The sequence below is a fragment of the Dechloromonas sp. H13 genome (assembly GCF_009469615.1).
Classification (GTDB): Bacteria; Pseudomonadota; Gammaproteobacteria; order Burkholderiales; family Rhodocyclaceae; genus Azonexus.
Map to the genome: position 1 here is coordinate 842,314 of NZ_SSXX01000001.1, position 18,746 is coordinate 861,059.

An 18,746-nucleotide genomic window follows, 5' to 3' on the forward strand; every position below is an offset into this window, starting at 1 on the left:
CTCAGACGATACCGGTCAGGTAGTACGTGGCGATGACCACGAACACGGCCAGGGTCTTGATGCAGGTGATGGCGAAGATGTCCTTGTAGGACTGACGGTGGGTCAGGCCGGTCACCGCCAGCAGCGTGATCACCGCGCCGTTGTGCGGCAGGGTGTCCATGCCGCCGGAGGCCATCGACGCCACACGGTGGAAGACTTCGAGCGGAATGCCCGCCGCATGGGCGTTCTCGATGAAGGTCTCGGACATCGCCGCCAGCGCGATCCCCATGCCGCCCGACGCCGAGCCGGTGATGCCGGCCAGCACGGTGACGGTGATCGCCTCGTTGACCAGCGGGTTGGGAATGGCGCGCAAGGCGTCGGCGATGACCAGGAAGCCTGGCAGGGCCGCGATGACCGCGCCAAAGCCGTATTCGGAGGCAGTGTTCATGGTGGCGAGCAGGGCGCCGCCGATCGCCGTCTTGGTGCCCTCGGCGAACTTTTCCATCACCGTCCTGCCGGCAAAGATGAAGACCGTGGCGATGCCGACCAGCAAGGCGCCCTCCACTGCCCAGATAGCGGCGATCGCCTTGGTCTGCTGGACCACCGGCGCCGCCTTGCCGATCACCGCCGGGATGAACGAAACCGATTCGCCATAGGCTTGCGGAATCATCACCGTGAACACCTTGTTCATGACGCCGACCATGACCAACGGCAGGATGGCGATCAGCGGGTGCGCCAGCTTCTCGTGCTCGAACGGCTCCGGCTCGTTGAGCAGGTTGGTGCCGTAGCCCTCGCCGGCTGCCGCTGCCTTGCGCCGCTGCCATTCGAGGTAGGCCATGCCGACGATGAAGATGAAGACTGCACCGATGATCCCGAGCATGGGCGCCGCATAGATGTTGGTCTTGAAGAAGGTGGTCGGGATGATGTTCTGGATCTGCGGCGTGCCGGGCAGCGCATCCATCGTGAAGGTGAAGGCGCCCAGCGCGATGGTGCCCGGTATCAGGCGCTTGGGAATGCCGCCCGCGCGGAACATCTCGGCGGCGAACGGATAGACCGCGAAGACCACGACGAACAGCGAAACCCCGCCGTAGGTCAGGATCGCACAGACCAACACGATCGACAGCATGGCGCGCTCGCGGCCGATCAGGTTGATGACCGAGGCGACGATCGCCTTGGAGAATCCCGAAAGCTCGATGACCTTGCCGAACACCGCGCCGAGCAGGAAGACCGGGAAGTAGTTCTTGACGAAGGCCACCATCTTGTCCATGAACAAGCCGGTGAACATCGGGGCGACCAGCGACGGGTCGGTGAACAGCACGGCACCGAGTGCCGCGACCGGTGCGAACAGGATGACGCTGTAACCCCGGTATGCAACGAACATCAGGAAGCACAAGGCTCCCAGTACGATCACGAAATCCATTTCCTAGCCTCCATATCCTTCTTATTGGCGGGGAGGCCGGCCATTCGCCGGACGGCGCACCGGACACCCCAGGTTGCTGACGGCTGCTGCTGAATCCAGATGTTTCTACAGCTTGCCCGTAGTGGCGGATCGGTCACGGGAGGCCACAGTGTGCGCCAATGAAATGACATAACGCAACTGCCCGGCCGCACATTTTTCACAATGCTCCCGGCACGGTGAAAAAAAATTCCGGAACCCCCCCAAGGTCGATCCTGCCGTGCGCCTGTAAGCACGGTCCGCGCCAGAATGATCAATTCGTTGAACGATCAGTAATTTCGGGCATTTTCCGGGGTCGACCGCAACCGGCGATTGTCCGCCGGCGCGGACACGGTGTCCGGAATGCCGGACAGGTCAGGCCGCGTGAACGTCGAGCCCGAGGACCGCGATCTTCTCGTACAGCGCGGCGCGCGAAATGCCGAGCAGCTTCGCGGCCTGCGACTTGTTGCCATGCGTCGAGCGCAGGGCGCCGCGAATCGCCTCCCGCTCGGCGTCGGCCACGGTTTCGGCGATCGCCGGCGACGCAGCGGCCGGCGGCACGGCCCGGCCGGCCGGCAATACCCGCTCGATGTCGGCCATCTGCAGCACGATGGCATCGGACATCAGGACGGCGCGCTCGAGAACGTTGGACAACTCGCGCACGTTGCCCGGCCAGTCGTGGCGGCGCAGGCGCTCGAGCGCCGCCGGGCCGATCTCGCAGGGCGACATGCCGTGACGGCGGGCGATCTCATCGAGGAGATACTCGGCCAGCGGCTGGATGTCCTCGAGGCGCTCGCGCAGTGGCGGCGTGCGCAAGGTGATCACGTTGAGCCGGTAATAGAGGTCGGCACGAAACTCGCCGGCCGCCACCATCGCCTCGAGATCCCGGCTGGTCGCCGCGATGACCCGCACGTCGACGCGTGTCAGCTGGTTGGAGCCGACCGGCTCGAACTCGTGCTCCTGCAGGGTGCGAAGCAGCTTGGCCTGGAGCGCCGGCGACATGTCGCCGATCTCGTCGAGGAAAAGGGTGCCGCCGTCGGCCAGCTTGAACTTGCCGTCGCGCCCCCGCCGGTCGGCGCCGGTGAAGGCCCCCGGCGCCACCCCGAAGAACTCGGCTTCAAGCAGCGTTTCCGGCACCGCAGCGAGGTTGACCGCGACGAACGGCGCCAGGGCGCGCGGACTCGCCGCATGGATCGCCTGCGCCAGCAGTTCCTTGCCCGAGCCGGTCTCGCCGAGGATCAGGACCGGCGACGCGAGGCGTGCGGCGCGCCGCGCGAGCTGCTTGAGCGCGACGCAGGCCGGCCCGGCGCCGAGAAAGCTGGAAAAGGTGTAGCGCGTCCGGCGCGCCTCGATCAGCTGGCGCTCGGTCTCGGCCAGGTCGGCGCGCAGGCGCTGGTAGCGGCTCACCACCGGCGTCAGGTGGCGCGGATCGTCAAAGAGCATGATGCCCACCGCCCCCACCACGGCCCCGCTGTCGTCACGCAACGGCAGGCGGGTGACGACGAAGGACTCGGCGCCGAAATCCATGATGTCGAGCAGGATCGGGCGGCCGCTCTCGACCACGAGGCGCATCTGGCTGTTCGGGATCACCTCCTCGATCGGCCGGCCGATCGCCGCCGCCGGGTCGGCGATGCGCAGGCGCACCGGGTAGCGATCGTTCATCCAGACCAGGCGCGCCTGCGCGTCGACGATCAGGGCGCCTTCGCAGACGTCCGCGAAATGCCTGAGCAGGGAGTGGTTGGCGAGTTCGCGCAGGTCCAGGTCGGCAGCCATGTCTGGGGTTTCAGCGGATCAATTCCCGGCTGACCTGGCGAAATATCTCCGTCCCCGCCTTGTGCAGCCACTCGAACGCCACCATCTCGCGCGACACGATGCGGCAGCCCTCCTGGCGCAAACGCTGCAGCGCCAGTTCCTTGTCCTCCGGGCGCCGCGAGCCCACCGCCTCGGCCACCACGAAGACCTCCTTGCCCTGGGCCAGCAGGCCGAGCGCCGTCTGCAGCACGCAAACATGGGTTTCGGTGCCGGTCAGCACGACCTGGTGCCGTGCGAGCGCCGGCAGGGACGCCAGGCAGCCGTCGGCAGCCGCCGAAAAATGAATCTTCTCGACGACGTCGGCCACCGGAATGCGCGCCGTCAGTTCCGGCACCATCGGCCCCAGCCCGGCCGGATACTGGACGGTCGCCGCCACCGGCACGCCAAGGCGCTGCGCCACCTCGACCAGCCACAGGTTATGGCGCAACACGGCGTCGATGTCGTGTATTGCCGGCGCCAGACGCGCCTGCAGATCGATCAGCAGCAGCACCGACTGGCTGGCCTGGATCAGCATGTCGGCCTCCGTTCCGGCGGAGATATCGCACTGCGATTCATCGCTCCCCCTAGTCGGCCAGCGCCGCTTCGATTTCGCCGAAGGTCCGCGCCAGGTCGAAGGTCTGCACTGGCACCCCGAGCAGACGGCCGATCTGCGTCGCCGAGAAGACGCCGCGCAGGCGCGGCGAACCGCTCGCCGGATCGACGTCCTCGACCAGGATGTGCTGGCGCCCGAGGCTGCGCAGGGCATCCAGGATATCGACGACGCGGGCGTTGACCACATCGTTGAGGGTCACGGTGTCGATCTCGCCGACCGGGCACATCAGATCCGCAACGGTCAGCTCGTGGTGTTTCGCCCCCTTCGCCTGGCTCACCTGCATCGGCTTTTCACCCAGCGTGTCGCGGGCCGTGATCAGGCCCTGCAGCCGCCCGTCCTCGTCGACCACCAGGAGAAGGCGCACGCCGCGCGAGATCATCGTCGCGTTGGCGACCGTCACCGGCGCCCCGGCGCCGATCGTCGCCGCCGTCACCCGCGAGAAATCGGTCATCGCCTCGATGGCCGGCGACTCCGGCCCGATCAGGATGTAGCTTCCGGAAACACACAGTACCGCCTGCGGGGAAATCTTGCGCGTCCGCACTTTTGCCGCAATCGTCATGACTCTCTCCTTCATGCGATGGTTGACCAGCTGGAAATCGACAGGATGGCAGGGCGCACGCAAGCATCGGTGCGCCCCCTGCGCCGAAGTATTGGACGGCTACCGCGCGAATGCAATAACCCCGCGGGTAAACCCTAATGCGGAAAAAACGAAAGGGCCGTCTGCGGACAGACGGCCCCTTGGGCATTCGTGGTGGAGGTAGGCGGGATCGAACCGCCGGCCTTCTGATTGCGAACCAGACGCTCTCCCAACTGAGCTATACCCCCGACGTGGGCGCCATTCTATATCACGGCCCCCGGCTTCTCAAGGCGATATTGACGGCGGACGGAACCGAAGCGCCGCCCCCGCTCTCTGACCGATATCGGGAAGACACCCTGCCACGGGAGACGAACATGGATGCCCACTGCGATCTCGGCAACCGCAAATGCCAGCCCTGCGAAGGCGGCGTGGCGGCGCTCGACGCCGCCGCCAGCCGGGAATATCTCGCCGCGCTGGACGGCTGGCAACTGGCCGGCGCCACCATCGAGAAGACCTGGCGTTTCCGCAACCATCACGAAACCATGGCCTTCGTGAATGCGCTGGCGTGGATCTCGCACCGGGAAAACCATCACCCGGAACTGACGGTCGGCTATGCCGACTGCCGAGTCCGTTACTGGACCCACGCGGCCGGCGGGCTGACGGAGAACGATTTCATCTGCGCCGCCAAGCTCGAGCGGCTGTTTGCGCTCTGATCAGGGCTGGCCGGAACCGGCGACCGCCCGCCGCAGACGGTCGGCGACCGCCGCCCAGGCCGGCGCTTCGGGCAGTGCTTCGACAGCGATCAGGCTGACGCCGGCATGGTCCATGTCGCGCAGGGCGGCATAGAGATCGTGCGCGTAGCCGACCGGATCGGCCGGCAGCATGCGCCAGAGATGCGGCATGCCGGCCTGCGGCGGCTGGCTGTGGCCAATGACGCCGCAACAGTCGCCCTTGTGGCGCTGGGCGTTGAGGAAATCGAGCAGGCGGCTGGCGGCGATCAGGCGCATCGGCGTCTGCGGCGCGTAGTGCGCCGCCAGCGACCCCGAGACGCGCGGCGCGCCGCTCGCGGTGACGATGGCCGGACAGCGGCCGAGCACCGCCTCCAGGTGCGTCGGGGCGATGTGGCCGGGACGCAGGACGACCGGCTCGCCGCGCGAGCAGTCGACGATGGTCGATTCGATGCCAACCGTGCACGGCCCGCCGTCGAGGATCAGCGAAATCCGGTCGCCAAGCTCCTCCCGGACGTGCGCTGCCTTTGTCGGGCTGATGCGCCCGAAGCGGTTGGCCGACGGCGCCGCGATGCCGGCGTGCTCGCCGGCGGCGATGGCGAAGCGGCGAAGCAGTTCGAGCGCCACGGGATGGCCGGGCACGCGCAGACCGACGGTGTCCTGGCCACCGGTTACGGTCGACGGCACCCAGGCCTGCTTTTTCAGGATCAATGTCAGCGGGCCGGGCCAGAAGGTTTCCATCAGTTCCCAAGCGACGTCCGGCACCTGCTCGGCCCAGTGGTCGACGGCATCGTGGCCGGCGAGGTGGACGATCAGCGGGTGGTCGGCCGGCCGCCCCTTGGCGGCGAAGATTTTCGCCACGGCCGCGGGGTTGGCCGCATCGGCACCCAGGCCATAGACCGTCTCGGTCGGGAAGGCGACCAGTTCGCCGGCGCGCAGCAATTCGACGGCGCGGGCGTAATCGGCGTCCGACGGTGTCATTCGTCCCGGATGCCAATGGCGGCGCGAGCGGCCAGCGCCGCCTGCTGCACGGCTTCGGGATCGTCGCCGATGAGCGTGAAGTGGCCCATCTTGCGCCCCGGGCGGGCGTGGTGCTTGCCGTAGAGGTGCAGCTTGAGGCTCGGAATGGCGTACAGTCTGGCCCAGTCCGGCTCGCGGTAGGTGTCGCCGTCGTACCACAGGTCGCCCAGCAGGTTGACCATGACCGACGCCGAGTGGGCGCGCGCTTCGCCGAGCGGCAGCCCGCACAGGGCGCGCACCTGCTGCTCGAACTGATTGGTGACGCAGGCGTCGAGCGTGTAGTGGCCGCTATTGTGCGGGCGCGGCGCCATCTCGTTGACCATGAGCCTGCCACGGCTGACGAAGAACTCGACGCCCATGGTGCCGATGTAGCCGAGCTGCTCGGCGATGCGCGCGGCGACATCCTCGGCGTCGCTTTTCAGGCAGGCCGAGGTACGCGCCGGCACGATGGAGACGTCGAGGATGCCGCGGGTGTGCCGGTTCTCGCCGGTCGGGAAGCAGGCGACCCGGCCGTTCCCGTCGCGCGCCAGGACGACCGAAACCTCGTAGTCGAGCGGCAGGCGCTGCTCCAGCACGCAATGCTCGCCCTTGAAGTGGCCGAAGGCGATCAGCGCTTCCTCGACGTTGTTGACGGTGGCCTGGCCCTTGCCGTCGTAGCCGAAGCAGGCGACCTTGAGGATGGCCGGGAACAGCTCGGCCGGCACGGTTTTCAGGTCGTTTTCCGAGTGGACCGCAACGAACGGCCCGTGCGGGAAGCCGTTGTCGCGCAGGAAGGATTTCTCGGCGATACGGTTCTGGCAGACGGCCACCGCGCCCGCCCCCGGGCGCACCGGGACGAACTTGGCGAGGTAGTCGAGGGTGTCGGCCGGCACGTTCTCGAATTCGGTGGTGATCGCCGCGCAACCGGCGGCGAATTCGTCGAGCACCGCGTAGTCGTCGTAGGCGACGCAGAAGTGGCGTTCGGCGATCTGGCCGGCGGGGCTGTTCCTGTCCGGATCGAGGACCCATACCTGGTAGCCCATCTCGTGCGCGGCGGTCACGAAGAAGCGGCCCAGCTGGCCGCCGCCGAGCATGCCCAGGGTGGCGGGCGGCAGGATCATGGCGTTCATACTTCCGGCAATTTCATCGCCAGCACCTTGTCGGTCTGCGCCTGGCGGAAGGCCTGCAGCCTGTCGTTCAGCGCCGGATCGGCGTTGGCCAGCATGGCCACCGCGAACAGCGCGGCATTGGCGGCACCGGCCTCGCCAATGGCGAAGGTGGCGACCGGGATGCCCTTCGGCATCTGCACGATGCTATGCAAGGAATCGACGCCGGACAGCGCCTTGGACTGCACCGGCACGCCGAGCACCGGCACGGTGGTCTTGGCGGCCAGCATGCCCGGCAGGTGGGCGGCGCCGCCGGCGCCGGCGATGATCGCCTGCAGGCCGCGCGGACCGGCGGTCGCGGCGTATTCGAAAAGGAGGTCCGGGGTGCGGTGGGCGGAAACGACGCGCGCCTCGAAGGCGACGCCGAAATCCTTGAGGATGACGGCGGCGGCCTGCATGGTCGGCCAGTCGGAGTCGGAGCCCATAACGATGCCGACGGAAATCTTCCGGGTTTGCGTGCTTTCGCTCATTTAACGGATCCCTGCCTTGCGTTCGGCGGCCTCGATGGTATTGGCCAGCAGCATGGTGATGGTCATCGGCCCGACGCCGCCCGGCACCGGGGTGATCTGGCCGGCGACTTCCCGGCAGCCAACGAAATCGACGTCGCCGCACAGTTTGCCGTCGGGCAGGCGGTTGATGCCGACGTCAATGACGACGGCGCCCGGCTTGACCATGTCGGCGGTGACGAACTTCGGCTTGCCGACGGCGGCGACCAGGATGTCGGCGCGCCGGGTGTGGCCGGCAAGGTCCTTGGTGCGCGAGTTGCAGACGGTGACGGTGGCCCCGGCGTTGATCAGCAGCAGCGCCATCGGCTTGCCGACGATGTTGGAACGGCCGATGACGACGGCTTCCTTGCCGCTCAGGTCGACCTTGCCCTGCTCGAACATCTTCATCACGCCATACGGCGTGCACGGGATGAAGCGCGGATTGCCTTGGGCCAGCGCGCCGACGTTCTCGGCGTGGAAGCCATCGACGTCCTTGTCGGCGGCGATCGCCTCGAGCACGGCCTCTTCGTCGAAATGCTTCGGCAGCGGCAGCTGGACGAGGATGCCGTGGATCGCCGGGTCGGCGTTCAGCTCGGCGATCTTTTTCAGCACCGTGGCCTGGTCGACCGCAGCATCGTAGGTGATCTTTTCGGAATGCATGCCGATGGCCAGGCAGCCATTGACCTTGTTCTTCACGTAAACCTGAGAGGCCGGGTCCTCGCCGACCAGAATGACCACCAGGCCGGGCCGCTGCCCCCTGGCAGCCAGCGCTTCCACGCGGGCCTTGAAGCTCTGGCGCAGTTCGTCCGCCAACGCCTTCCCGTCGATAATTTGTGCCGTCATCGTCGCATCCAGCAAAAAGAAAACGGGAAAGGCGACTGCCTTTCCCCTTGATTTGGCGCGGATTTTAACAGAATCAGGCGACGGCTGCTTCGGCTGCACCAACGGCCGCCCGACCGGCCGCAAAAGCCAGGCGATTCATCTCCACCACCTTCTCGCCCTTTTTCTGGAAACGCCGGAGCACGCAGGCCAGCAGATCGTCGGCCGAGAACGGCAGGTAATCGGCGATGGCACCGAGCATCACGGTGTTGCCGAGGCGGATGTCACCCAGCCCTTGCGCGATGGTCGTCGCGTCGAAGGCGACGACCTTGGTGCCGGCCGCCTTCATCTCGGCCACCGGATCGGCCGGATAGTCGAACAAACCGAGCTCGACGACCGGTGGCACGAAGCGCGAGTCATTGACCAGCGCAATGGCGCCCGGCCGCAGCATGTGCTGCCAGCGCAAGCCTTCCGCCGCCTCGAAGGCGAGCAGCACGTCGGCCGTGCCGGGCGCGATCTGCGGCGACAGCACCTTGGGGCCGAAACGCAGGTGCGACGACACCACGCCACCGCGCTGTGCCATGCCAGCCACCTCGGTCTTCTTGGCATCTTGGCCGAGCGCGATGGCAGCTTCGGCCAGGATTTCGGTGGCGGTCATCACGCCCTGACCGCCGATGCCGACGACGAGGATGTTGGTCACTGTAGTCATGCCGAACAGCCCTCCCTGGTCACCAGCTTGATCGGCGAGACCGGCGCGTAATGCTGGATGGCATCCGGCGCGCAGGGCTGGACGCACAGGCCGCAACCGGTGCAAACGGACGACTCGATGCGCACGAAGGCGAGATTGACCTCACGCCCGCTCGGCTTGACCTCCTTGCCGCGCCGTGTGACGTGGATGGCCGGGCAGCCGACATCGAGGCAGTTGCCGCAACCCGTGCACTTGTCGTCGAGCACCTCGTAGGGCTTGAGCTTGTGGTAATCCTTGATCAGCACGCAGGGCTGGTCGGTGATGATGACCGACACGTCGGGCACCTTGACCTCGTCGCGGATGGTCCGGAAAAGCGTCGGCAACTCGTAGGGATTGACGACATGGATACGTTCCTTCTTGACGCCCAGCGCCTCGACCAGCCTGGCGAAGTCGATGCGCGGCGCCTCGTCGCCATAGATGTCGCGGCCGTTGCCCGGGTTGTCCTGGCCGCCGGTCATGCCGACCGCGCGGTTGTCCAGCAGCATGACCGTGACGTTGGCCTTGTTGTAGACCATGTCGAGCAGGCCCTGCATGCCCATGTGCAGGAAGGTCGAATCGCCGATCACGGCGACGATGCGCTTGTCCTTGTCGGACTCGCCGCGCCCCTTGTCCATGCCCAGCGCGACACCCATCGAGGCGCCCATCGACACGCAGGTATCCATCGCCTGCCACGGATGGCCGGCGCCCAGCGTGTAGCAGCCGATGTCGCCGGAGATGTTCAGGTTGCGCACCTGCGACAGGGTGTAATAGACGCCGAGATGCGGGCAGGCCACGCACATGGTCGGTGGGCGGGGGAAGATCTGGGCCGGCTTGATGCGCAACGGCACTTCGTCGACCGGCTCGCCGAGCAGGCGGGCGATCACCGGCTTGATGACCGGCGGCGCCAGTTCGCCCTGCAGCGGCAGGATGTCCTTGCCGATGACCTTGATCCCTTGCGCCTTCAGTTCGGTTTCGACCAGCGGTTCGACTTCCTCGACGACCACGATCTGATCGGCCATGGTCGCCAGTTCGCGGCATTTGTCGAAAGGCACCGGCCACGAGAAACCGAGCTTGAGCACCGGCGCATCCGGGAAGGATTCGCGCACGTGCATGTAGGCCGGGCCGGAAGTGATGAAGCCGACGCGCCGGTCGCTGCCCGGCTCGATGACGTTCCACGCCGACTGCTCGGCCTCGGCGCGCAAGGTGTTGTCTCGCTGGAACATCAACGGAATGCGCTTGCCGGCGTTGCCCGGCACCATCACGAAGCGCGACGGATCCTTCTTGAAACCGGCGCCGATGTATTGCTGGCGCTCGCCGACGGTGACCAGCGCCTTGACGTGGTTGATGCGCGTGGTCATGCGCAGGATGACCGGCACCTGATGCTTTTCGGACAGCTCGAAAGCGGCCAGCGTCATCGCATAGGCCTCCTGCGAATCGGCCGGCTCGAACACCGGCACGTGCGCGAAGCGGCCCCAGTAGCGCGAGTCCTGTTCGTTCTGCGACGACGACAGGCCGACGTCGTCGGCGATGGCGATCACCAGGCCGCCGATGACGCCGGTCAGGGTCAGCGTCATCAGCGCGTCGGAGGCGACGTTCATGCCGACGTGCTTCATGCAGCAGAAGGCGCGCGAACCGGCGTAGGCGGCGCCGATGGCGACCTCCAGCGAAACCTTCTCGTTGACCGACCACTCGGCGTAGAGGTCCGGGTAGGTCGAGATGACTTCCAGCATCTCGGTGGACGGCGTGCCGGGGTAGGCCGCGGCGACCTTGACGCCGGCCTCCCAGACGGCGCGGGCCACCGCTTCGTTGCCGGACAAGAGAACCCGGCTCGCGGCCGGTGCGGGCATGACTGCCGCCATGACGACTCCTCGATCATTGTTACCAAAGCAGACCATTATAGGAAGCCGCCCGGCCCGGCATTTGATACAGCGCAAGCCGGATGCATTTAATTCTTGTAACACTTGTATGCCTCCGGCCGGCTGCCGATTTGCCCGACCTGGATCAAAGCCGCAGCCCCGCGTTCCGCGCAGAATGGGCTTTTACCCACCCGGCAGCAGCAGTCATGGTCGCAGCGGTACTCCAGCCGCCCCCCGAGCTTCCGCTCGACGAAACCCGGCGCATCCCCGGCAACAAGGGGATCTGGGTCGGCATCACCTGCGAGATCGTCGAGTTCGTCGTGCTCTTCGCCGTCTATTTCGTGGCCCGCGCCCATTTCCCGGATGCCTTCCACGCCGGCGCCCAGCGCCTGTCGGTGGTCGCCGGCACGGTGATCACCCTGCTGATGGTGACCAGCAGCTATTTCATCGCCTGTTCGGTCAACGCCATCCGCCGCGGGCGGCACCGCGCCTCGGTGTTCTGGCTGGTCGCCGGACTGCTCGTGGCACTCGGCTATCCGCTCGCCAAGTATCTCGAAATCAGCTGGAACCTGGCACACGACATCAACGGCAGTTCGGGCATCTTCTTCACCGTCTACTACTACCTGACCTTCAACCACCTGGTCCATGCCACCTGGGGCATCCTGGGTATCCTCTGGGTGCTCGCCCGCCTGCTCTTCCACGGCTACACGGCGGCGGACCACAGCGGGCTGGAGGCGCTGGCCAGCTACTGGCACGCCACCGACATCATCTGGCTGATCATCTTCCCGCTGTTCTACGTGCTGGCCTGAGCATGGAAACGAAAATCGACCGTTTCCGGGTGTTGACCGCAGCATGGCTGGCGCTGGTCGCCCTGACGCTGGTCGGCCTCGGCCTCGGCGAATGGTTCCGCGACGCGCGCTGGCTGCCCCTGCTGGTCGCCGCCATCATCTGGCTCAAGGGGGCGCTGGTGGCGCGCTGCTTCATCGAGTCACACGTCGCCCACCCCTTCATCGCCCGCCTGCTGCAGGGCTTCATCGCCGTCGCCCCGACCGCCTTGCTCCTCACCGCCTTCTTCGGCGACACGCTGGCCCGCTGGGCCTCGCTCTGAACCGCGCCACCCTTGCCAACGCCCGCCGGTGACCGGCCGGGCGCGACGAGACGCGTCCGGGTTCCGCTTCGCTTGCCGACTAAGGGAAATCCACTAGCGAATTTGCGCAAAAATCCCGGTCGATCATATTGCACGATACGAATTTAGTTTTTACAATGCGAAACGTTGCCTAGGGGTAATTACGGGTTTGCGATCCATCCCCGAAGCGCCACAATTCGCGTTAAAGTCGTTTCGCTCAAAAGGCGAAACGGAGTGAAAACCAACTTAGGAGACAAAATCATGGCCGACCAGCCGAATGCCCTGCCAGACCCGACGGACGCAGACCCCCAGGAAACGCAAGAATGGACCGAGGCGCTGCAAGGCGTCATCGCCAACGAAGGGCCGACGCGGGCCCATTACCTGATCGAGAAGGTCATCGGCCAGGCGCGTGAAGCCGGGGTCGACATCCCCTACTCGGCCAACACCGAATACATCAATACCATTCCCGCCGACCAGCAGCCGAAATACCCCGGCAACGCGGACATGGAAATCAAGATCCACTCCTACATCCGCTGGAACGCCATGGCCATGGTCGTGCGCGCCAACAAGAACACCAACGTCGGCGGCCACATCGCCTCCTTCGCCTCCGCCGCCGCGCTCTACGACGTCGGCTTCTCGCATTTCTGGAAGGGCATCAACGACGAATCCGGCGGCGACCTGATCTTCTTCCAGGGCCACTCGGTGCCCGGCGTCTACTCCCGCGCCTTCATGCTCGGCCGCCTGACCGAGGAACAGATGGACAACTTCCGCCAGGAAACCGACGGCAAGGGCATCTCCTCCTATCCGCACCCCTGGCTGATGCCGGACTTCTGGCAGTTCCCCACCGTCTCGATGGGCCTCGGCCCGATCCAGGCCATCTACCAGGCCCGCTTCATGAAGTACCTTGCCTCGCGCGGCCTGATCGATGCCGCCAAGGCGGAAAAGCGCAAAGTCTGGGCCTTCCTCGGCGACGGCGAGACCGACGAGGTCGAATCGCTCGGCGCCATCGGCATGGCCGGCCGCGAGAAGCTGGACAACCTGATCTTCGTCATCAACTGCAACCTGCAGCGCCTCGACGGCCCGGTGCGCGGCAACGGCAAGATCATCCAGGAACTCGAATCCGAATTCCGCGGCTCCGGCTGGAACGTCATCAAGCTGATCTGGGGCACCCACTGGGATGCCCTGTTCCAGCGCGACAAGGCCGGCATCCTCAAGAAGCGCATGATGGAACTGTGCGACGGCGAGTACCAGACCTTCAAGGCCAAGAACGGCGCCTACGTGCGCGAGCATTTCTTCAACACGCCGGAACTGAAGGCGCTGGTCGCCGACTGGACCGACGACCAGGTCTGGCAACTCAACCGCGGCGGCCACGACATCTTCAAGATCTTCGCCGCCTACAACGCCGCCGTCACCCACAAGGGGGCACCGACCCTCATTCTCGCCAAGACCATCAAGGGCTTCGGCATGGGCCAGGCCGGCGAGGCGATGAACATCTCGCACCAGCAGAAGAAGATGGACAAGGAGCAAATCGGCCGCTTCCGCGACCGCTTCGCGCTGCCGGTGCCCGACGACAAGCTGGAAGAGTTGCCCTACCTGACCTTCCCGGAAGACTCCGAGGAATACAAGTACATGCGCCAGCGCCGCATGGACCTCGGCGGTTTCCTGCCGCAGCGCCGGCGCAAGGCCGAGCCACTCGCCATCCCGGCGCTCGACACCTTTGCCGCGCTGCTCAAGGCCTCCGGCGAAGGCCGCGAACTGTCCACGACGATGGCCATCGTCCGCATCATGAACATGCTGCTCAAGGACAAGCAGGTGGGCAAGAATGTCGTGCCCATCGTGCCCGACGAATCGCGCACCTTCGGCATGGAAGGCATGTTCCGCTCGGTCGGCATCTGGAACCAGGAAGGCCAGAAGTACGTGCCGGAAGACCATGACCAGCTGATGTTCTACAAGGAGTCGACCACCGGCCAGGTGCTGCAGGAAGGGATCAACGAGTCGGGCGCGATGAGCGACTGGATCGCCGCCGCCACCTCGTACTCGGTCCATAACGTGCAGACCATCCCGTTCTACATCTGCTACTCGATGTTCGGTCTGCAGCGCGTCATGGACCTCTGCTGGGCGGCCGGCGACCAGCGCGCCCGCGGCTTCCTGATCGGCGGTACCGCCGGCCGCACGACACTGAACGGCGAAGGCCTGCAGCACGAGGACGGCCACAGTCTGATCCTCTCCAACCTGATCCCGAACTGCGTCTCCTACGACCCGACCTTCCAGTACGAAGTCGCCGTCATCACTCAGGACGGCATGCGCCGCATGTTCCAGGAGCAGGAAGACGTCTTCTATTACCTGACGGTGATGAACGAGAACTACGAGCACCCCGAAATGCCGGCCGGTGCCGAAGCCGACATCATCAAGGGCATGTACCTGTTCAAGAAGGGCGGCGAAGGCAAGCTGCGCGTCCAGCTGCTCGGCTCCGGCACCATCTTCCGCGAAGTCATCGCCGCCGCCGACCTGCTCAAGAGCGACTGGGGTGTCGAAGCCGACATCTGGGGTTGCCCGAGCTTCAACGAACTCGTCCGCAACGGCCAGGACGTTGCCCGCTGGAACCTGCTGCACCCGCTCGAAGCGCCGAAGCTTTCGCATGTCGAGGAAAAGCTGGCCGGCAACACCAGCCCGGTCATCGCTTCCACCGACTACGTCAAGCTCTTCGCCGAACAGATCCGCCCCTTCGTCAAGGCCCCGTATGTCACGCTGGGCACCGACGGCTTCGGTCGTTCCGATACCCGCGAGAAGCTGCGCCACCATTTCGAGGTCGATCGCCACTGGGTGACGCTGGCTGCCTTGAAGGCACTGGCCGACAACGGCGAGATCGCCCGCGAGAAGGTCGCTGCCGCGCTGGTCAAATACAACCTGGATCCGGCCAAGCCGAATCCGATGTCGGTATAAGAAGGGAGAGACGACATGAGCCAAATCATCGAAGTCAAAGTTCCCGATATCGGCGATTTCTCCGACGTGCCGGTCATCGACCTGTTCGTCAAGGTCGGCGACAGCATCAAGGTCGACGATGCGATCGCCACGCTGGAATCCGACAAGGCCACGATGGATGTTCCTTCCACCGTCGCCGGTACCGTCACCGAAGTGCTTGTCCAGCTCGGATCCAAGGTCAGTGAAGGTGTCGTGCTGATCAAGGTCGAAACCGGTGGTGCTGCTGCGGCTGCGCCGGCCCCGGCCGCCCAGGCTGCCCCGGCACCTGCAGCAGCGCCCGCTGCGGCACCGGCTGCCGCCCCCGCCGCCGGTGGTGGCGTGGTCGACGTCAAGGTGCCGGATATCGGCGATTTCTCCGACGTGCCGGTCATCGACCTGTTCGTCAAGGTCGGCGACAGCATCAAGGTCGACGACGCGATCGCCACGCTCGAATCCGACAAGGCAACGATGGACGTGCCGAGCACGGTTGCCGGCACGGTCAAGGAAGTGCTGGTCCAGCTCGGCTCCAAGGTCAGCGAAGGTGTCGTGCTGATCAAGGTCGAAACCGGTGCTGGTGCACCAGCGGCCGCTCCCGCCCCGCAAGCCGCCGCGCCGGCGCCGGCTGTAGCAGCGGCCCCGGTTTCTGCCCCCGTAGCAGCGTCGACCGCAACTGCCGCCCCGGTAGCGCTGGCCCCGGCCCTGCCGCTCGGTTCCAAGGTCCACGCCTCGCCATCGGTCCGCGCCTATGCCCGCGAGCTCGGCGTCGATCTGTCCAAGGTCCCGGCCACCGGTCCCAAGGGCCGCATCGTCAAGGAAGACCTGACCAAGTACGTCAAGGGCGTCATGTCCGGTGCCATTTCCGGCCCGGTCGCTTCCGCTGGCGGCGGTATCAGCGGTGGCGGCACGCTCGACCTGCTGCCCTGGCCGAAGGTCGATTTCGCCAAGTTCGGCGAGATCGAGGTCAAGCCGCTGTCGCGCATCAAGAAGATTTCCGGCCAGAACCTGTCGCGCAACTGGGTCATGATCCCGGCCGTCACCTACCACGAGGACGCCGACATCACCGACCTCGAAGCATTCCGCGTCCTGCTCAACAAGGAGAACGAGAAGGGCGGCGGCGCCAAGCTGACCATGCTCGCCTTCCTGATGAAAGCCTGCGTCAAGGCGATGCAGAAGTATCCGGAGTTCAATGCCTCGCTCGACGGCGACAACCTGGTACTGAAGAAGTACTTCAACATCGGCTTCGCCGCCGACACGCCGAACGGCTTGGTCGTGCCGGTAGTCAAGAATGCCGACAAGAAGTCGGTCTTCGAACTGGCGCAGGAATCCGGCGACCTGGCCAAGCAGGCGCGTGACGGCAAGCTCAAGCCGGCCGACATGTCCGGTGCCTGCTTCACCATCTCCAGCCTCGGCGGCATCGGCGGCACTTACTTTGCGCCGATCGTCAATGCACCGGAAGTCGCCATCCTCGGCGTCAACAAATCGGCCATGAAGCCGGTGTGGGACGGCAAGCAGTTCGTGCCGCGCCTGACCCTGCCGCTGTCGCTGACCGCTGACCATCGCGTCATCGACGGTGCTCTGGCGACCCGTTTCAACGTCTATATCGCCCAGCTGCTCGCCGACTTCCGTCGCGTTGCGCTGTAACCCGGGAAGGAGATCACTATGAGTCTCGTAGAAGTCAAAGTCCCGGATATCGGCGATTTCTCCGACGTGCCGGTCATCGACCTGTTCGTCAAGGTCGGCGACAGCATCAAGGTCGATGATGCGATCGCCACACTGGAGTCGGACAAGGCGACGATGGATGTCCCCTGTACCGTCGAAGGCGTCGTCAAGGAAGTGCTGGTCCAGCTCGGCTCCAAGGTCAGCGAAGGCGTCGTCCTGATCAGGGTCGAAGCCGGCGCGGCCGCTGCTGCTGCCCCGGTTTCTGCCCCGCCAGCGGCGTCGACCGCAGCCGCCGCTTCGGCACCTGCACCGGTCGCCGCCAGCCATGCCGGCGGTGCCGACCTGGAATGCGAAATGCTTGTGCTCGGTGCCGGGCCCGGCGGCTATTCCGCCGCCTTCCGCTCGGCCGACCTCGGCATGAAGACGATCATCGTCGAGCGTTACGCGACGCTCGGCGGCGTCTGCCTCAACGTCGGCTGCATTCCGTCCAAGGCGCTGCTGCATGTCGCCGCGGTCATGGAAGAAGCGCAGCACGCCAGCGACCTCGGCGTCACCTTCGCCGCGCCGACCGTCGATATCGACAAGTTGCGCGCGCACAAGGACAAGGTCGTCGGCAAGCTGACCGGCGGTCTCGCCGGCATGGCCAAGGGCCGCAAGGTCGATATCGTGCGCGGCTACGGTTCCTTCATTGACCCGCACCACATCGAGGTCGAGGAAACCACCGGCAGCAGCCAGGAAAAGACCGGCGTCAAGAAGATCATCAAGTTCCAGAAGTGCATCATCGCCGCCGGCTCGGCGGCCGTGCATCTGCCCTTCATCCCGCGTGACCCGCGCATCGTCGACTCGACCGGGGCGCTCGAATTGCGCTTCGTGCCGCAGAAGATGCTGGTCATCGGCGGCGGCATCATCGGCCTCGAAATGGCCACCGTCTATTCCACCCTCGGCGCCCGTGTCGATGTCGTGGAAATGATGGATGCGCTGATGCAAGGCCCCGACCGCGACGCGGTCAAGGTCTGGGAAAAGCAGAACGCCAGCCGTTTCGACAAGATCATGCTGAAGACCAAGACGGTTGCGGTCGACGCCAGGGAAGACGGCCTTTACGTGACCTTCGAGGGCGAAGGCGCGCCGACCGAGCCGGTCAAGTACGACATGATCCTGCAAGCCGCCGGCCGCGCGCCGAACGGCAAGAAGATCGGTGCCGAGAAGGCCGGCGTCGCGGTGACCGACCGCGGCTTCATCAACGTCGACGCGCAGATGCAGACCAACGTCCCGCACATCTTCGCCATCGGCGACCTCGTCGGCCAGCCGATGCTGGCGCACAAGGCGGTGCATGAAGCGCACGTCGCCGCCGAAGTCGCCGCCGGTCACAAGGCAGCCTTCGATGCCACGGTGATCCCCGGCGTCGCCTACACCCATCCGGAAGTCGCGTGGGTCGGCTACACCGAGGCGCAGGCCAAGCAGGAAGGGCGCAAGGTCGAAACCGCCAAGTTCCCGTGGGCCGCTTCCGGCCGCGCCATCGCCAACGGTGCCGACTACGGCTTCACCAAGCTGATCTTCGATGCCGAAACGCATCGCGTCATCGGCGGCGCCATCGTCGGCCCGTCGGCCGGCGACATGATCGGCGAAGTCTGCCTGGCCATCGAGATGGGCTGCGATGCGGTCGATATCGGCAAGACCATCCACCCGCACCCGACGCTCGGCGAAACGGTCGGCATGGCGGCAGAGGTCGCGCACGGCACTTGCACCGATGTGCCGCCGCCACGGAAAAAGTAAGTCCCGCCGGGTTAAACTGGCGTTCGGTTTGGGCGACGGAAGAACCGTCGCC

16 protein-coding genes and 1 tRNA gene are annotated in these 18,746 nt (G+C 65.8%); 6 read left to right on the forward strand and 11 right to left on the reverse strand.

Annotated features, from left to right (window positions below; translation table 11 throughout):
• Window position 1: 1 nt before the first annotated feature.
• The 5 genes from GH660_RS04080 to GH660_RS04100 all read right to left on the reverse strand — a co-directional run bounded on the left by GH660_RS04080 (window position 2) and on the right by GH660_RS04100 (window position 4,643).
• The gene (locus tag GH660_RS04080) at window positions 2–1,399 is read right to left on the reverse strand and encodes a GntP family permease (RefSeq protein ID WP_153145279.1); all 1,398 of its coding nucleotides are present in this window, start codon (window positions 1,397–1,399) and stop codon (window positions 2–4) included.
• Window positions 1,400–1,789: 390 nt separating this feature from the next.
• Complete coding sequence (locus GH660_RS04085) at window positions 1,790–3,187, reverse strand: sigma-54-dependent Fis family transcriptional regulator (RefSeq protein WP_153145280.1); 1,398 nt, start codon at window positions 3,185–3,187, stop codon at window positions 1,790–1,792.
• A gap of 10 nt (window positions 3,188–3,197) precedes the next feature.
• Complete coding sequence (locus GH660_RS04090; protein ID WP_153145281.1) at window positions 3,198–3,740, reverse strand: hydrolase; 543 nt, start codon at window positions 3,738–3,740, stop codon at window positions 3,198–3,200.
• A gap of 49 nt (window positions 3,741–3,789) precedes the next feature.
• Window positions 3,790–4,377 carry a CBS domain-containing protein gene (locus tag GH660_RS04095; protein ID WP_153145282.1) on the reverse strand — a complete coding sequence of 196 codons (588 nt, stop codon included), beginning with the start codon at window positions 4,375–4,377 and terminating at the stop codon, window positions 3,790–3,792.
• Between the two features lie 190 nt (window positions 4,378–4,567).
• Window positions 4,568–4,643, reverse strand: a tRNA-Ala gene (locus tag GH660_RS04100).
• Between the two features lie 126 nt (window positions 4,644–4,769).
• Here GH660_RS04100 and GH660_RS04105 point away from each other — a divergent pair.
• Window positions 4,770–5,108 carry a 4a-hydroxytetrahydrobiopterin dehydratase gene (locus tag GH660_RS04105; protein ID WP_153145283.1) on the forward strand — a complete coding sequence of 113 codons (339 nt, stop codon included), beginning with the start codon at window positions 4,770–4,772 and terminating at the stop codon, window positions 5,106–5,108.
• On the opposite strand, the gene GH660_RS04110 is transcribed toward GH660_RS04105, so the two are convergent.
• The 6 genes from GH660_RS04110 to GH660_RS04135 form a co-directional block, all read right to left on the reverse strand.
• A complete protein-coding gene (locus GH660_RS04110) occupies window positions 5,109–6,104 on the reverse strand; it encodes an L-threonylcarbamoyladenylate synthase (protein ID WP_153145284.1) in 996 nt (331 codons plus the stop codon). It lies immediately after the preceding gene.
• Complete coding sequence (locus GH660_RS04115; RefSeq protein ID WP_153145389.1) at window positions 6,101–7,243, reverse strand: 5-(carboxyamino)imidazole ribonucleotide synthase; 1,143 nt, start codon at window positions 7,241–7,243, stop codon at window positions 6,101–6,103. Before GH660_RS04115 ends, GH660_RS04110 begins: the two co-directional genes overlap by 4 nt.
• A 5-nt stretch (window positions 7,244–7,248) precedes the next feature.
• The gene (gene purE / locus GH660_RS04120; protein ID WP_153145285.1) at window positions 7,249–7,758 is read right to left on the reverse strand and encodes a 5-(carboxyamino)imidazole ribonucleotide mutase; all 510 of its coding nucleotides are present in this window, start codon (window positions 7,756–7,758) and stop codon (window positions 7,249–7,251) included.
• Window positions 7,759–8,616, reverse strand: coding sequence for a bifunctional methylenetetrahydrofolate dehydrogenase/methenyltetrahydrofolate cyclohydrolase FolD (gene folD, locus GH660_RS04125; protein ID WP_153145286.1), 858 nt, complete (start codon window positions 8,614–8,616; stop codon window positions 7,759–7,761).
• Window positions 8,617–8,689: 73 nt separating this feature from the next.
• Complete coding sequence (locus GH660_RS04130) at window positions 8,690–9,301, reverse strand: indolepyruvate oxidoreductase subunit beta (RefSeq protein ID WP_153145287.1); 612 nt, start codon at window positions 9,299–9,301, stop codon at window positions 8,690–8,692.
• Window positions 9,298–11,178, reverse strand: a complete 1,881-nt coding sequence (locus GH660_RS04135) for a thiamine pyrophosphate-dependent enzyme (RefSeq protein WP_153145288.1) — start codon at window positions 11,176–11,178, stop codon at window positions 9,298–9,300. Before GH660_RS04135 ends, GH660_RS04130 begins: the two co-directional genes overlap by 4 nt.
• Window positions 11,179–11,381: 203 nt before the next feature.
• Here GH660_RS04135 and GH660_RS04140 point away from each other — a divergent pair, with 203 nt between their 5' ends.
• The 5 genes from GH660_RS04140 (at window position 11,382) to lpdA (ending at window position 18,694) form a co-directional block, all read left to right on the forward strand.
• Window positions 11,382–11,984 carry a cytochrome c oxidase subunit 3 family protein gene (locus GH660_RS04140; protein WP_153145289.1) on the forward strand — a complete coding sequence of 201 codons (603 nt, stop codon included), beginning with the start codon at window positions 11,382–11,384 and terminating at the stop codon, window positions 11,982–11,984.
• Window positions 11,985–11,986: 2 nt separating this feature from the next.
• Window positions 11,987–12,283 carry a hypothetical protein gene (locus GH660_RS04145; RefSeq protein ID WP_153145290.1) on the forward strand — a complete coding sequence of 99 codons (297 nt, stop codon included), beginning with the start codon at window positions 11,987–11,989 and terminating at the stop codon, window positions 12,281–12,283.
• A 279-nt stretch (window positions 12,284–12,562) separates the two neighbouring features.
• Window positions 12,563–15,244, forward strand: coding sequence for a pyruvate dehydrogenase (acetyl-transferring), homodimeric type (gene aceE, locus GH660_RS04150; RefSeq protein WP_153145291.1), 2,682 nt, complete (start codon window positions 12,563–12,565; stop codon window positions 15,242–15,244).
• A 15-nt stretch (window positions 15,245–15,259) separates the two neighbouring features.
• Window positions 15,260–16,903 carry a dihydrolipoyllysine-residue acetyltransferase gene (gene aceF, locus GH660_RS04155; protein ID WP_153145292.1) on the forward strand — a complete coding sequence of 548 codons (1,644 nt, stop codon included), beginning with the start codon at window positions 15,260–15,262 and terminating at the stop codon, window positions 16,901–16,903.
• Between the two features lie 18 nt (window positions 16,904–16,921).
• Complete coding sequence (gene lpdA / locus GH660_RS04160; RefSeq protein WP_153145293.1) at window positions 16,922–18,694, forward strand: dihydrolipoyl dehydrogenase; 1,773 nt, start codon at window positions 16,922–16,924, stop codon at window positions 18,692–18,694.
• Window positions 18,695–18,746: the final 52 nt, after the last annotated feature.